Origin of the sequence: Acinetobacter stercoris (assembly GCF_900323515.1) — a bacterium.
Lineage (GTDB): Bacteria > Pseudomonadota > Gammaproteobacteria > Pseudomonadales > Moraxellaceae > Acinetobacter > Acinetobacter stercoris.
Genome location: NZ_OOGT01000024.1, coordinates 1 through 15,505 on the forward strand (window position 1 = coordinate 1; position 15,505 = coordinate 15,505).

15 protein-coding genes and 3 tRNA genes are annotated in these 15,505 nt (G+C 39.9%); 13 read left to right on the forward strand and 5 right to left on the reverse strand.

The features are described from left to right. From KPC_RS04205 to pilB, 5 genes are all read right to left on the reverse strand, one after another. Positions 1-432 (reverse strand): LysE family translocator (locus tag KPC_RS04205; RefSeq protein WP_146196622.1); only part of this gene is annotated, 432 nt, incomplete at its 3' end. Between the two features lie 96 nt (positions 433-528). After that, entirely contained in the window at positions 529-1,140 is a 612-nt protein-coding gene (gene coaE, locus KPC_RS04210) for a dephospho-CoA kinase (protein WP_121973166.1), read from the reverse strand. 21 nt (positions 1,141-1,161) lie between these two features. Further along, positions 1,162-2,037, reverse strand: coding sequence for a prepilin peptidase (locus KPC_RS04215; RefSeq protein WP_121973167.1), 876 nt, complete (start codon positions 2,035-2,037; stop codon positions 1,162-1,164). Positions 2,038-2,062: 25 nt separating this feature from the next. Next, positions 2,063-3,292, reverse strand: coding sequence for a type II secretion system F family protein (locus KPC_RS04220; protein ID WP_121973168.1), 1,230 nt, complete (start codon positions 3,290-3,292; stop codon positions 2,063-2,065). A 26-nt stretch (positions 3,293-3,318) separates the two neighbouring features. Next, positions 3,319-5,016 carry a type IV-A pilus assembly ATPase PilB gene (gene pilB / locus KPC_RS04225; protein WP_121973169.1) on the reverse strand — a complete coding sequence of 566 codons (1,698 nt, stop codon included), beginning with the start codon at positions 5,014-5,016 and terminating at the stop codon, positions 3,319-3,321. A gap of 341 nt (positions 5,017-5,357) precedes the next feature. Here pilB and tpiA point away from each other — a divergent pair, with 341 nt between their 5' ends. The 13 genes from tpiA (at position 5,358) to KPC_RS04290 (ending at position 15,407) form a co-directional block, all read left to right on the forward strand. Continuing rightward, positions 5,358-6,149, forward strand: a complete 792-nt coding sequence (gene tpiA, locus KPC_RS04230) for a triose-phosphate isomerase (RefSeq protein WP_121973170.1) — start codon at positions 5,358-5,360, stop codon at positions 6,147-6,149. Positions 6,150-6,162: 13 nt separating this feature from the next. Beyond that, positions 6,163-6,564 carry a preprotein translocase subunit SecG gene (gene secG, locus KPC_RS04235; RefSeq protein WP_121973171.1) on the forward strand — a complete coding sequence of 134 codons (402 nt, stop codon included), beginning with the start codon at positions 6,163-6,165 and terminating at the stop codon, positions 6,562-6,564. Positions 6,565-6,619: 55 nt separating this feature from the next. Further along, positions 6,620-6,704 (forward strand) — tRNA-Leu (locus tag KPC_RS04240). A gap of 43 nt (positions 6,705-6,747) precedes the next feature. Beyond that, positions 6,748-6,824, forward strand: a tRNA-Met gene (locus KPC_RS04245). 91 nt (positions 6,825-6,915) lie between these two features. Then, a tRNA-Met gene (locus KPC_RS04250) sits at positions 6,916-6,992 on the forward strand. A 200-nt stretch (positions 6,993-7,192) separates the two neighbouring features. Continuing rightward, a complete protein-coding gene (rimP, locus tag KPC_RS04255) occupies positions 7,193-7,717 on the forward strand; it encodes a ribosome maturation factor RimP (protein ID WP_121973172.1) in 525 nt (174 codons plus the stop codon). Between the two features lie 40 nt (positions 7,718-7,757). Continuing rightward, positions 7,758-9,242 carry a transcription termination factor NusA gene (gene nusA / locus KPC_RS04260; protein ID WP_121973173.1) on the forward strand — a complete coding sequence of 495 codons (1,485 nt, stop codon included), beginning with the start codon at positions 7,758-7,760 and terminating at the stop codon, positions 9,240-9,242. Between the two features lie 10 nt (positions 9,243-9,252). After that, complete coding sequence (gene infB / locus KPC_RS04265; RefSeq protein ID WP_121973174.1) at positions 9,253-11,961, forward strand: translation initiation factor IF-2; 2,709 nt, start codon at positions 9,253-9,255, stop codon at positions 11,959-11,961. Continuing rightward, complete coding sequence (locus tag KPC_RS04270; protein ID WP_121973175.1) at positions 11,961-12,353, forward strand: ribosome-binding factor A; 393 nt, start codon at positions 11,961-11,963, stop codon at positions 12,351-12,353. The genes infB and KPC_RS04270 overlap by 1 nt, the downstream gene beginning before the upstream one ends. Positions 12,354-12,523: 170 nt before the next feature. Next, entirely contained in the window at positions 12,524-13,105 is a 582-nt protein-coding gene (locus KPC_RS04275) for a LemA family protein (protein WP_407641975.1), read from the forward strand. A 22-nt stretch (positions 13,106-13,127) separates the two neighbouring features. Then, entirely contained in the window at positions 13,128-14,222 is a 1,095-nt protein-coding gene (locus KPC_RS04280; RefSeq protein ID WP_121973176.1) for a TPM domain-containing protein, read from the forward strand. Then, entirely contained in the window at positions 14,216-14,776 is a 561-nt protein-coding gene (locus KPC_RS04285) for a TPM domain-containing protein (RefSeq protein ID WP_121973177.1), read from the forward strand. Before KPC_RS04280 ends, KPC_RS04285 begins: the two co-directional genes overlap by 7 nt. Before the next feature lie 184 nt (positions 14,777-14,960). Beyond that, positions 14,961-15,407 (forward strand): prepilin-type N-terminal cleavage/methylation domain-containing protein, encoded by a 447-nt coding sequence (locus tag KPC_RS04290; RefSeq protein ID WP_121973178.1) that lies wholly within the window; start codon positions 14,961-14,963, stop codon positions 15,405-15,407. The last annotated feature ends 98 nt before the right edge of the window (positions 15,408-15,505 follow it).

Below are 15,505 nucleotides of genomic sequence, written 5' to 3' on the forward strand. Positions count from 1 at the left end.
AAATAATGGGTATACCGTATTGGCAGGCACATATTGGGGGAGAAATGCCAAAAAGAAGATGGTCAATTTTGGATTTAGAATATTCATTAAAAAAGATTTTAAAATTAATGTTTTATTTGAGTTATTAATATTGTTTTGAGTGTCTAGTACAAGCAGTGACTTATCTTTCCATGTCATAATTGCAATGTAGAAAAGGTAAATAACACCTAACCATTTTAGAGTTTGAAATGCCAAAGCACTTGTATGCATAATGGCTGCCAGTCCTAAAATAGTTGCCAGCAGATGTGGAATGATCCCAGCTGTACATCCTAATGCAGCATATATACTCGCTTTTTTACCCTGAGTTAACCCTACAGTCACGGTATATAGAACACCAGTTCCAGGAATTAGAATGATCACCAATGAGGTGAGAATATATTCTAAACTGATCAAAATGAAGCCCCCTTATTAACTTTTACATCTATCTGATTTTATTGTTTATTATGTAGCTTATCTTCAGGTGAAGAAGACGAGTCAATTTTATCATACTTACAAATGAAGATATTGTTTTGCTTTTACTAAATACTGTTGATGTAATGGAGCTAATTTATCGTACAGATGTACCAGTTGACCATCATTCATCACGATGTCGTCTGCAAACTTGTGTTTTTCGGATCTCGGCATTTGTGCTGCAATAATTTTCTGAATCTGCTCTACACTTTGCCCATCTCTCTCGGCAGCACGAATAATTTGTAAGTCTTCAGAGGCATCAATCAGTAAATTATGATGTGTGAGCTGATGCTGATTGGTTTCAAATAATAATGGAGAAACCAAAATTGAATAAGGGCTTGTTGCTGAATCGAGTTGCTGGATAATAGATTGACGGATTGCAGGGTGAGTAATACTTTCTAATATCTTTTTAGCTTCTGGATCTTTGAAAATATGTTCACGTAGAGCACGCCGATCAAGTTCGCCATTTTCAAGCAGAACCCAATCGCCAAAAACAGATTGAATCTGGTCAAGTGCAGGACAACCTTTTTCTACGATTTCACGTGCGACAATGTCGGCATCAACGACTTGAATTCCTTGTGTTTCAAACCATTGGCTTGCAGCTGATTTGCCACTACCGATACCACCAGTTAATCCTAGAATAAATGACATACTCAATCCTTTAATCAGTTATTAAGACCCAAGATATATTTTCATAATTTGATCGCCCCATAAAAAGGCAATCCATCCTGCGATTGCAATATAAGGACCGAAGGCAAAAGGTTGATTTTCCTTTCTGATCTTTAGCAGAACTATACCAACGATTGCACCAAGAAATGAAGAAAGTAGCACAATTAAAGGGAGCATCAAAGGTCCCATCCATGCACCTAGAGCAGCTAATAGCTTGAAGTCTCCATACCCCATGCCTTCTTTGCCTGTGAATATTTTAAATAAATAATACACAATCCACAGACATAAAAAACCGATGACATAACCGAGTATCGCTTGCGATGCAGTAGTATAAATGGCGTAAGTATTAATCAATAAACCTAGAGCTGCTAGAGGGAGGGTAAAACGATCAGGTAACAGTTGGCTATCAAAATCAATAAAGGTCAGTACAATCAGTGTCCATGTCAATAGCAGACCACCAAGCATTTGCAAGGTTGCACCAAAAACATAAACTACAAGCAGTGAACAAAGTGCTGTCAGTATCTCAATCAATGGATATCGAATGCTGATAGGATGTTTACACGAGGAACACTTGCCTCGGAGCATAAGCCAGCTAATAACAGGGATATTTTCATACCAGCGAATACGATGATGGCAATTTGGACATGAAGATGCGGGAGAACTAAGTGAAAGTTTGTCGTAATCAATGATTGCCTGATCAACTTTGTCTGGATGAGAATTTAGCAGAAGCTGACATTCTTCAGTCCATTCCTGTTCAAGCATCAGTGGTGTACGGTAGATTACAACGTTCAGGAAACTACCGATACACAAACCAAGCACAGCAATAAAAATATAAAGTGCAGTCGGCGTCGCTATAAAATATTGAATAAGTTCTTGCATATTATACGATTAATCTTTTTAGAGTTTATCCAACCACTGAGCCAAGTTGGAAAATTGGTAAATACATTGCCACGACCAGACCGCCAACTAATATACCTAAAATCACCATGATCATGGGTTCCATGAGTGAGGTTAAACCATCTACAGCGTGGTCAACTTCATTTTCAAAATGTGTAGCAACTTTATCCAGCATATGATCCAGAGCACCTGATTCTTCACCGATAGCAACCATTTGTATCGCCATAGCTGGAAATCGTTCTGTTTGACGCATGGCGAAATTAAGCTGCTGTCCAGTAGAGACATTTTCCCTTATTTTCATGACAGCTTCTTCAAAGATAACATTATTTGTTGCTCCTGCAGTAGATTCCAGAGCATCAATCAATGGAACACCTGCTGCAAATGTTGTTGCTAGTGTTCTACAATAACGAGCAATAATCGCTTTATAAATCAATGTCCCGAAAATAGGGAGTTTTAAACTGAGTTGATCTATACGGTCACGAAATTTTTTACTACGTTTCTTGGCTTCTGAAAAAGCGAAAAACACACAGACCATAAATATAATTAAAATAACCCAGTAGCTTTGCATCCATTTGGACATATTAATGACGAGCTTGGTGAAAGCAGGTAATTCGGAGCCAAAGGAGGTGAATATTTCCTGGAATACAGGGATAACTTTAACCATTAAAAAAATTGTAACGCCTATGGCAACCAGAATAACCGCGATTGGATATTTAATTGCTTTCTTAATTTTTTGTTTTAGTAGCTCACTTTTTTCTTTATAAACTGCTACCCGATCCAGCATGGTTTCTAATGAACCAGATTGTTCACCAGACTCTACCAGAGAACAAAACAAATTATCAAAATGTTGCGGGTATTTTCTCAGTGCACCAGCAAAGGTGTTTCCACCTTCTACTTCTGTTTTTATGCCATACACCACTTTACGCATGGCTTCGTTTTCCAGGCTTTCTGCAACAATTTCAAACCCCTGAACGAGAGGTACACCAGCTTTCATCATTGTTGCAAGTTGGCGAACGAAGATGGTGATATCAAGGCTGGAAACGCCTTTTCGCATAATATTTTTTAAAATGTTTTTGCGTTTTTCTCGCAGATTTTGAACATTAATTCCTTGCTTACGTAACATTACTTTAGCTAAAGCAAGGTTGCGAGCAGGAATTTCTCCTTTTATTTTTATACCCTTACGGTCAAGCCCCTGGTAAACAAAAATGGGTGTTGCTTGAGATTTTTTCTCTGCCATGTTTAAACCCCTAAAAATATTTGCTTTTAATTATTTGTTACGCGATTTACTTCTTGCAGTGAAGTTTCACCTTTCATGACTTTCTTTAAACCAGATCGTCTTAGGTTTTCAAAACCTAATTTCCTTGACATTTCTGCAAGCTGGATTGCATTGCCATCTTCCATGATTAATCTGGAAATTTCTGGCGTGATTCGCATGACTTCATAAATACCAATTCGCCCTTTATAGCCCTCACGACATTCAGCACATCCAACTGGTTTAAAAATTTTAAAATCTTTTGTTGCCAGGTCTGCTTCAGTAAATCCCATTTCCAGCAAGCTTGGCTTGGGAATTTCAATAGGGCTTTTACACTGGATACATAAACGCCTAACCAGACGTTGGGCAATAATCAAATTGACAGAAGTGGCCAGATTAAATGAGGAAATCCCCATATTCCTTAGACGGGTAAGGGTCTCTGGTGCACTGTTAGTATGTAGTGTGGATAGCACCATATGGCCTGTTTGTGCTGCCTTGATCGCAATTTCTGCTGTTTCCAGATCACGAATTTCACCAACCATGATAACGTCGGGATCTTGTCGTAAAAAAGCCCGTAATGCTGTAGAAAAGTCCAGACCAGACTTTTGATTAACGTTGACCTGATTGATTCCTTCCAGATTAATTTCTACTGGGTCTTCAACTGTTGAGATATTGGTATTTTCTGTATTGAGAATATTTAATCCAGTATATAAAGATACTGTTTTGCCTGAACCTGTCGGACCTGTAATGAGTAACATTCCTTGAGGCTTTTTAAGAGCATTGAGGAATAATTCTTTTTGATCTTCCTCAAAACCTAACGCATCTATTCCAAGTTTTGCACTGGAAGCATCAAGAATACGCAGTACAATTTTTTCGCCATGAGAGGTAGGGAGTGAGTTAACACGAAAGTCAATAGATTTGGTTTTGGATAGTTTCATCTTGATTCGGCCATCTTGGGGAAGGCGTTTTTCTGAAATATCCATCTGTGACATGACTTTTAAGCGTGCAGCTAAACGTTTGGCAAGCTGTAACGGTGGGGTGGAAATTTGTCTTAAAACACCATCAATTCGATAGCGGACCCTATAGCTTTTTTCATAGGGTTCAAAATGTAAATCTGATGCGCCCATACGTATTGCATCAATCAGTAGCTTATTTACATATTTGACGATCGGGGCTTCTTCTTCTGTCGGTTCTTCCTGTTCGTGCTCTTCGTCAGTATTGACGATATCAATGTCGAGTTCTTCCTCAATAAAGTTTAAAGTTTCACTTTGATTGAAATACTGTTCTAAGAGCCGTAGAACTTTATGCTGCTCACATATAATGGGCTGAATATTGAGTTTACTATTGAAACGAATAGCATCAATCGCTTCGATATTGGTAGGATCACCGATAGCCAGATAAAGTGTCTGACCACGTTGAACTAGCGGGAGTACTCTATGTTGTAAAAAAAGTTTCGGATCAACAATATTTGTAGGAAATTGTTCTGGATCAAATGCATCAAGATCAAAAAGAGGCATTCCAAAATCTTGTGCGATTGCCTCAGCAATAAATAAGGATTTTATGCGTACATGATCAATTAGATAGCTGACGATATCTACTTTTGTTTTTTGGGATTGGGCAATGGCTTCTTGCATTTGTGAAGCAGATAGGTGCCCATGTTCCACTAATCGCTGCGTGAAACCAGAAAGTTTGATTGTTCCTGTTTGCACAAAAATCCCCAAATAAGAAAAATAAAATATTAAGTTTATAATTTGAATAATAAAATTATACGGTTATGAAAATAAAATTCCAGCTACATATGTTCTGGGTGATTGTCATTTAAAATCCGAAACAGTGATTAAGTTTGAGTTTTGAATAACTTTTTTCTTGATGTTTTACACCTTGAATAAAATAATATGCAATAAACAGAGAAAATGTTTTGGATATTGAGTCATTAAAATAAATGATAGTTGCCCAATAGTGTTGTGTTGATGAATATGCAACAAGCTCTATATCGAAATCTAAATTCCGTGTAGAATGTGCGCATTTTTGAAAAAAGGTTATTTAGACTATGTCGGGTTCGACTATAACGCCTTGGGTTGTCGGCAATTGGAAAATGAACCCAATGCAATCTAATGCCAAACAATTGATCGAAGAATTTAAACAACTTTTACAACAACATCCGATTTTAGAGGGTGCTTGTCATATTGGTGTTGCGCCTATTTCAGTTGCTTTACAAAATGTACAGCAACAATTTTTAGATACAAATCGTGTGATTTATACTGTTGCACAGGATTTATCTCGTATGGCTGGAACTGGAGCTTATACAGGTGAAGTAAGTGCAGAACTATTAAAAGATAGTCATATTGAACATGTTTTAATCGGTCACTCTGAACGTCGTGAAATTTTTGGTGATAATGTAGAAATTGTCAGGGCAAAAGTTGAAAATGCTTTAAATGCTGGGCTAACGATCATTTATTGTGTCGGAGAAAGTCTCGAGCAACGTGAAGCAGGTCAGGCTGAGCAAGTCGTTTTGCAACAAATTTGTGATATTACTTCAGTTGTAAAACCAGAACAGTGGCATCATATAGTGATAGCCTATGAGCCGATATGGGCAATTGGTACAGGCAAAACAGCTTCACCTGAAGATGCTCAGGCGATGCATGCAAAAATCCGTGAAGGATTGTGCCAAATTACCGCAGAAGGTGAGCATATGGCTATCCTTTATGGTGGTAGTGTAAAACCTGAGAATGCAGTAGAGTTGGCAAACTGTCCAGATATTAACGGTGCACTGGTTGGTGGCGCATCTTTAAATGCAGAGTCGTTTTATAAAATTGCTCAAGCATTTGCAAATACAAAATAATTAGGAGTTCAGCATGCATACTTTTGTGCTGGTAGTGCATATCATTTTGGCAATTTTAATGATTGCACTGATTCTTGTACAACATGGTAAAGGTGCAGATGCAGGTGCATCATTTGGTGGTGGCGGTGCTGCAACTGTGTTTGGTGCTTCTGGTTCAGCAAGTTTCTTGACACGTGTAACAGCTGTTTTAACAGCTTTGTTTTTTGTTACCAGTATCACTTTAGCGATATTTGCCAAGAAACAAACCTCAGGTGCGTATAGCCTGAAGTCTGTACAAACGCAGACTGCGCCAGCGGTTCCAGCAAATAATGGTGCTCCATTGCAGCAAAATCAGGCACCATTACAACAAACCACAACACCTATTCAGCAGAATTCGCCTGATTCTTCACCAACTGCACCAAAAACAGGACAATAATTGAAATTAATACTTTCAATTTGTCACTTAAGCTACTAGAATGCGTCACACAGCTGCGGTGGTGGTGGAATTGGTAGACACGCTACCTTGAGGTGGTAGTGCTTTCGGGCGTGGGGGTTCAAGTCCCCCCTTCCGCACCAAGCTATGAACCAGATAGTTTGGTGTATGCTGTAAATATGTTGATGCGGGATGGAGCAGTCTGGTAGCTCGTCGGGCTCATAACCCGAAGGTCGTTGGTTCAAATCCAGCTCCCGCTACCAATTTTGATTGAGATTGCAACTTGATCAAAGCGAAATTTAAAAAGTTTGATTGAAAATTTTAAAAAGTTCGTATATAATTTTGCAACGTTAATGCGGGATGGAGCAGTCTGGTAGCTCGTCGGGCTCATAACCCGAAGGTCGTTGGTTCAAATCCAGCTCCCGCTACCAAGTTTCTAAAGAGGCTCACATATAGGTGGGCCTTTTTGCACAGTGGGCTAAGGTTTTCTGTGCAGATAGGGGCGATTTACGCCCTTTTTTATTGGCTATCGTGTAGTGTCGACATCAATTGGTCAAATAGTCATGCTTCACTATAGTAAGTTTGTGTCGGTTTTTAGACCGATTGAATCGCACGAGAATGACGAGAGTAAATGAAGTTATCAAATAAAACACAAGCACTCCAGGATTTAATTACACCAGCAGTGCAAGCCTGCGATGTAGATTTGTGGGGGATCGAATTTCTGCCACAAGGTAAACGTTCGCTACTACGAATCTATATTGATAAACAGGTCGAGGAAAATGCTGAACCTGTCATTAATGAGGATGGTGAACTTGAACTGGGTCGCGGTATTGGCGTACAAGACTGTGTACGTGTGACTCAACAGGTTGGTGCAATTTTAGATGTACATGATCCAATCTCTGGTGAGTATGCTCTGGAAGTTTCATCACCTGGATGGGATCGTCCATTTTTTGAACTTAAGCAAATGCAGGGCTATATTGGGCAGCAAGTTGCATTACGTTTGATTGCAGCAGTAGAAAACCGCCGTAAGTTTCAAGCGAAACTGGTTGCAGTTGATCTTGAAAATGAAATGATTCAGGTTGAAGTTGAAAAGCAACAAGTGCTAGATATCGATAGCAACAATATTGATAAAGCAAATTTGATCTATCAGGACTAAATTAAATTTAAGTAATAAGAATTTGGAAAGTAGGTGACTTATGGGCCGTGAAATTCTTACCGTTGTAGAGACGGTTAGTAATGAAAAAGGTGTTAGTCGTGAAGCGATCTTCGAGGCGCTTGAGCAAGCACTTGTAGCTGCAACGAAGAAAAAATTCTACGAAGGCACAAATTCTGAAGAAGCTCAGCTTCGTGTGGAAATCGATCGTAAAACTGGCGAGTATCGTACTTTCCGCCAATGGACTGTTGTTGCGGATGAAGATCATGAAATGCCTGCCTGTCAGGATGCTATTTCAGATGTTGATCCAGCAAAATGGTCAATTGGTGATGTGCGTGAGCTGGAAGTACCTTCAATTGAGTTTGGTCGTATTGCTGCACAAATCGCAAAACAGGTAATCGTACAAAAGATTCGTGAAGCAGAACGTGCACTTGTTGCCGAGGCTTACGAGTCTAAAGTTGGCGAACTTATCTATGGTGAAGTAAAAAAACAAACCAAAGATGGTTTTATTATTGATCTTGGGGACAATGCAGAAGCATATCTGGCACGTGAAGAAATGATTCCTAAAGAGATTCTTCGCCCGAAACAACGTGTAAATGCAATTTTATATAGCGTAAACAAAGAAGGTCGTGGTGCACAATTATTATTGTCTCGTGCGAAACCTGAAATGTTAATCGCTTTAATGAAAAAAGAAATTCCAGAAATTTCTGAAGAAATCATTGAGATTAAAGCTGCTGCACGTCAACCAGGTGTTCGTGCTAAAATTGCAGTGAAAACAAATGATCATCGTATCGATCCAGTTGGTGCTTGTATTGGTATGCGTGGTACACGTATTCAGGCAGTACAATCTGAATTGAATGGTGAGCGTATTGATGTTGTGGTTTGGTCAGATGATCCTGCACAATATATCGCAAGTGCATTAGAACCTGCTGATGTGTCAGGTATTGTCATTGATGAAGATGCACATACAGCAGATATTATTTTCGCTACAAGTGATCAGCTTGCTCGTGCAATCGGTTCACAAGGACAAAATGTTCGTCTCGCATCTGAATTAACTGGTTATAAACTAGACATGATGCTTGAAGATGAATATCGTGCTCGTCAGCAAAACGAAGCACAACAATATCTAGACATGTTTGTAACGCGTCTTGATATTGAAGAAGACTTAGCAATGGCTCTTGTGGAAATGGGCTTTACTTCATTAGAAGAAATTGCTTATGTACCTGCTGAAACATTTGATGAAATCGAATTGGATGCAGAGTTGGTAGAATTATTGCAAAGTCGTGCAAAAGAAGCTGCTTTGGCGGATGCGTTGAAACAGCAAGAAAATATACAAGATCCAAGTGCAGAACTTCTAGCAATGGAAGGTATGACACAAGAGATCGCTCATTCATTAGCCGCTCGTGGTGTGGTCACTGTCGATGATTTGGCAGACCAAGCGACTGACGATATTTCAGATATCGAAGGTTTAGGTGCTGAAAAAGCAGGTCAGCTCATTATGAAAGCGCGTGAATCATGGTTTAACTAGGAGGAAATACATGACGGATAAGTCAATTCAAGAGTTAGCAGTCAGCGTAGGACTTTCAGTTGAAAAGCTTCTAGAACAAGTGCGTGAAGCAGGTTTGCCGCAAAAAAAAGCCGATGACAAAATCACGACTCAACAGCAAGATACCCTCGTCAACCATTTGAAAAAAGCACATGGTCAAGACGCTGGTCATGCAGGAAAAATCACGTTGAAACGTAAAACAACGAGTACTGCCAAAGTGGCAAGTACATCAGGAAAGGCGAAAACCATCAATGTAGAAGTACGTAAGAAACATACTTTTACCAAGCCGGATCCTGAGCAAATCAAGGCAGAAGCTCTTGCAAAAGCAGAGGCAGAAGCCAAAGCACGTGCAGAAGCTAAAGCACGTGAAGAATCTGAACGCAAACAGCGTGAGGAAACAGAAAGTAAAGCGAAAGCAACATTAGATGCAATGCGTGCTGCACAACATAAAAAAGAAGTTGCTGCAGTTGCGCCTAAAGCTGAAGTGGTTGTGAAAAGAAAATCAACCAATAAGCCAATTACCAAAGTTGTGACTAAAACTGTTGAAACACCAGAACAGAAAAAAGCACGTGAGGCTCAGGCTGCACAGCTGAAAGCAACTGAGGAAGCAGCTCGTCGTAAGGCTGCTGAAGAAGCTCAACAACGCACACTTGAACAAATGCGTAAAATGGCTTCTAAATATTCGAGTGACGATTCAACTGCCACAATTCGCGTGATTGATGATTCTCCTCTCGCTGCTGGTCTGGTTGGTCAGGCATATGAAGATTCATTTAATCAAGAAGACCGTGAAATCAAACGTGGTGGAAATGCCAAAGATTCACGTGGTCAGAAGAAAGGCGGTCGCCGTGGACAAGAAGAGCAATCTTTTAGTCATAACCCGCACAAACGTGGCTTAAAAACAAGTCAGGCAAACAAGCATGGCTTTGAAAAACCAGTTAAAAAACAAATTTATGATGTTGAAATTGGTGCCACAATTGTTGTTGCTGACCTTGCTCAGAAAATGGCAGTTAAAGTCCGTGAAGTAATTAAAACACTGATGAAAATGGGTGAGTTGGTTACACAAAATCAAGCAATTGACCAAGATACAGCTGCATTGGTTGTAGAGGAAATGGGACACAATCCTGTACTCGTTTCTGAAACGGCAGCAGAGGATAACTTGCTTGAAGCGGCTGAAGAAGCACGTGGTGCACAAACAACTCGTCCACCGGTTGTTACAATCATGGGTCACGTTGACCATGGTAAAACTTCATTGCTTGACCGTATTCGTCGTTCTAAAGTTGCGGCGGGTGAAGCGGGTGGTATCACTCAGCACATTGGTGCATACCATGTGAAAACTGACAAAGGAATTATTACATTCCTGGATACACCTGGACATGCTGCATTTACTGCGATGCGTTCACGTGGCGCTAAAGCGACTGATATCGTGGTTCTTGTTGTTGCTGCGGATGATGGTGTAATGCCACAAACAGCAGAAGCTATCGACCATGCACGTGCCGCTGGTACTCCAATTATTGTTGCGATCAACAAAATGGATAAAGAAAGCGCTGATCCAGATCGTGTATTGAATGAATTGACAACTAAAGAAATCGTTCCTGAACAATGGGGCGGTGATGTACCTGTAGCAATGGTTTCAGCTCATTCTGGTCAAGGTATTGATGAGCTTTTAGATCTTATTTCAATTCAGGCTGAAATGTTGGAATTGAAGGCATCTGAAGAAGGTGCAGCACAGGGTGTAGTTATTGAGGCTCGTGTAGATAAAGGTCGTGGTGCGGTTACGTCTATTCTGGTACAGAACGGTACATTGAATGTCGGTGATCTGGTTCTTGCCGGTGCATCTTATGGTCGCGTTCGTGCGATGACAGATGAAAATGGTCAGCGTATTAAATCAGCAGGACCTTCTATTCCTGTAGAAATTTTAGGTTTACCTGATGCACCAATGGCAGGTGATGAAGTTCTTGTTGTAAATGATGAGAAAAAGGCACGTGAAGTTGCTGATGCGCGTATGGATCGTGAACGTCAAAAACGTCTTGAGCGTCAAAGTGCAATGCGTCTTGAAAATATCATGGCATCTATGGGCAAAAAAGACGTTCCTTATGTGAATGTTGTGCTTAAAACAGATGTACGCGGTACTTTAGAGGCATTAATCGTCGCATTGACTGATTTATCTACTGATGAAGTTCGCGTACGCGTGATTGGTTCCGGTGTTGGTGCAATTACCGAATCTGATGTAACACTTGCTGAGTCTTCTGAAGCTGTTCTTCTTGGCTTTAACGTACGTGCAGACAATACTGCGCGCCAAAAAGCGGATGAAGATGGTATGGATATCCGTTACTACAGCGTAATCTATGAATTGATTGATGATGTTAAATCTGCGATGAGCGGTAAGCTAGCTCCTGAACATCGTGAAACAATTTTGGGTGTGGCTCAGGTTCGTGAAGTATTCCGTTCTAGCAAGTTTGGTGCAGCTGCGGGTTGTATGGTGATGGAAGGTGTTATCCATCGTAACAAACCTATTCGTGTCCTTCGTGATGATGTTGTTATCTTCCAAGGTGAGCTTGAATCACTACGTCGCTATAAAGATGTTGTTGATGAAGTTCGTGCTGGTATGGAATGTGGTCTTGCGGTGAAAGGCTATAATGACATCAAAGAACTTGATAAGATCGAAGTTTATGATGTTCAAGAAATTAAACGGAGTCTTTAATGGCGGGTAGTCAGCGTCTTAAGCGTATGGCGGATAGTGTGCAACGGGAGTTGTCTGAGCTTATCCGTCAGGAGCTTAAAGATCCACGTCTAGGTGGTCTAGTGACCATCTCTGGCGTGAAAGTCAGCCCAGACTTAGGTTATGCCGATGTTTATGTGACCGTCATGGGACGTGAATTAAACGATGACCAAAATGAAACAGCACACAAAGAAACTTTGGAAATTTTAAATAATGCTTCAGGTTTCTTGCGTCAGGAATTGGGTCGCCGTATCAAGACACGTATAACGCCTCGTTTGCGTTTCCATTATGATAAAACCAATGCATACGGTAACTATATGTTTGGTCTGATTGCTGAGGCAGTCAAAGATTTGCCTGAGCAAAAAGAAGATTAAATACTAGACAATAGTAAAAAAGCTGCCCTGGGGCGGCTTTTTTTGTGGATAACTTTCAACTTATCCCCAGTTATTTCAACTGAGTAAAGAAAATATACAATTAAATGAAAAATTCTGTTTAGAATGTTTTTATGTCAACAAATACAAATAAATACCTGAGGTTAATTTCTATGATCAAAAAAACTTTGGTTGCACTGACATTAGCAAGCACGCTGACATTTACAGGATGCGGATACAACACATTACAAGCGAAAGATGAAGCGGTAACAGCATCTTGGTCAGAAGTTGAAAACCAGTACCAGCGCCGTGCTGATTTGGTTCCGAATCTAGTCAATGTTGTGAAAGGGTATGCAACACACGAGGAAAAAGTTCTGACAGAAGTGACACAAGCACGTGCTAATGTTGCGGGTCTAAAAGTTGATAAAGAAGTTTTGAATGACCCTGAGTTATTTAAAAAATATCAGGAAGCACAGTCGCAAATGACTGGTGCATTATCACGTTTATTAGCTGTGGCAGAAAATTATCCAGATCTTAAAGCCAATGAACAGTTTAAAGACTTACAGGCGCAGCTTGAAGGGACAGAGAACCGTATAGCAGTTGCACGTAATCGCTATATATCTACAGTTCAGGACTACAACACCTATGTTCGTCAATTTCCACAGGTTGTAACAGCTAAAGTCATTGGAATGAAAGCAAAACCGAACTTCAGTGCTGAATCAGGTGCAAATAAAGCTCCAACAGTAAATTTCTAATTAATACTTTATAGGTGCTGGAATGTGGAAACAAAGCAACACTTTGGTAACTTATCTTCGGTATATGATGTGCATTATTTTGCTCATCATATTTGGAGTGATGTACCAAAGTACTGCCTATAGCCAGACAGCTACGGCAACTGATACAGGGCATGAAACAGAAGATGCTGTAGTGATGCATAAAATCATCAAAGAGCAGCAACAAAAATCTTCAAATACATCCTCCTCCGCGCCAGCACCTCAGCAAAGTAATGTTGCATCTCAGCCTGTTGCTAATGATATGGCTGAAGGGCAAACTACAAGAACCTTGCCTACACTCAATGAACCTATTGTTGATCAGGCAAACTTGTTAAGCCCGCAAGATAAACAAAGTTTAGATATTCAAATCAAAACATTACATGATCAGGGCAAAGCACAAATCGGTGTCATTATTGTTCCTACGACGGGACAGGAAGATATTTTTGATTATGCCATGCGAGTAGCTCAAGCTTGGAAGCTTGGTTCAAAAGAACATGATAATGGTCTACTTATGGCAATTGCTGTAAATGATCATAGGATTCAAATTTTATCAGGCTATGGTTTAGAAGGGGTTTTGCCAGATATTGTACTGAGTCGAATTATTCGTAATCAGATCACACCATATTTCAAGCAAGGTCAGTATGCACAGGGCATACAATCTGGGATTAATGAAATTACCCATATCCTAAATCAAGATCCTGAAGTTGCTCAGCAAGCTGCACAAGAACTAAAAGAGCGTCAAGCCCAGGCGCTACATGAGCAACAAGCCAAAGAAAAAACATTTACTACGGTTGCAATTATTCTTATTGTTGGAATATTTGCATCATTTATCGTGGGCAATCGTTTGAGTGCAGCAACAGCAGGTGTGGCAGCAACAGCTGCAGGCTTGATTTATGGTTCAGGAATTGTTTTAAGTTTGGTTATGGGGATAGGTGTGTTTTTCCTACTCATTACTTCAATTGCTCAGCTCATTTTTCAGGCATTTCTCTCTGGTGGAGGAGGTCGTGGAGGAGGCAGCGGTGGTGGCTTTGGTGGAGGAGGCGGCTATAGTGGCGGCGGTGGAAGCTTTGGTGGTGGTGGAGCATCAGGATCATGGTAACAAAAACAGATACAACAGAAATTATTACTGAGCCAAAGCTGAATGAATACGTACAACCTAGCTTTAAACGTTGGCTTAAACATTTTTTTTATATGCCCGCTTCAAAGCGTTATTTTACGAAACAAGATCAATATGCGATTGCTGAAGCTGTTAGGCAAGCCGAGTTAGGACATGTGGGGGAAATACAGGTGGTGATAGAGGGACACATTCCTTGCTCAGCAGCATACCATCAAAATACACGTTTACGAGCACAGCAACTTTTTGCAGAGCTTGGGGTATGGGATACCGAGCAAAATAGCGGGATTCTTTTATATCTAAACTTATGTGAGCGTGCAGTAGAAATTGTGATTGATCGGGGGATAAATAAAGCCACAGATCAGGCTGAATGGAACCGGATTTGTGATCAGATCACATCAGAGTTAAAAAATAAAAATTATCGGGAAGCTGTTGTTCAGGGAGTGTTAGATATCGGGATAATACTTTCTGAATATTATGAACAAAACACACCTGATCAGGAAAATGAAATCGAAAATAGCCCAATTATTTTAAATTAATCATAATAAATTTATATGGGTAAAAAGTGACAAATTTTGTCACTTTTTTACTTTAAATCTTGAATCTATTGAAAACATTTAAAATATAAGTTTTTGAATTTAAATAATAAAAATAGTTGGCATGCATACTGCAATAATAAATATGCAAAAAAGCAAATTTTTATTTATTTTATTGGGGAAATATATGAATACTCAAAAGGGTTTTACCTTGATTGAACTCATGATCGTCGTTGCGATCATCGGGATTTTGGCGGCGATAGCGATACCGCAGTATGGAAACTATTCATCACGGACTCGAGCTTCAGCAGCAGCTGCAGAATTATCTTCGATAAAAACTGCTATTAATGAATGTATTGCAAATATTGGCACTGCTACAGGATGTAGTGCAGGTGCTAACGGTGTCCCAGCATTAACAGATTTTCAATTGACTAGGAATGTAACAGCACTAACTTCAATTACAGATGGAGTGATCACGGCAACAACTGGTGCAACTAGTACTGCAGGAGTTAATTTAACTTATATACTTACGCCGACTTTTGGTGCAGGGAATGCTAATATGATTTGGACCAATTCTGGAACAACATGTGATGCTGTACGTGGCTTTAAACCAGGTGCTGGTGGTTGTCCATAATTTTGAAATTAAAATTTGAAGGATGCATCCTAAATAGGGGTGCATTTAAGCAATTATGGAGTTATTTGTTGATCAAAGAAATAGTTTTATTTTAAGAT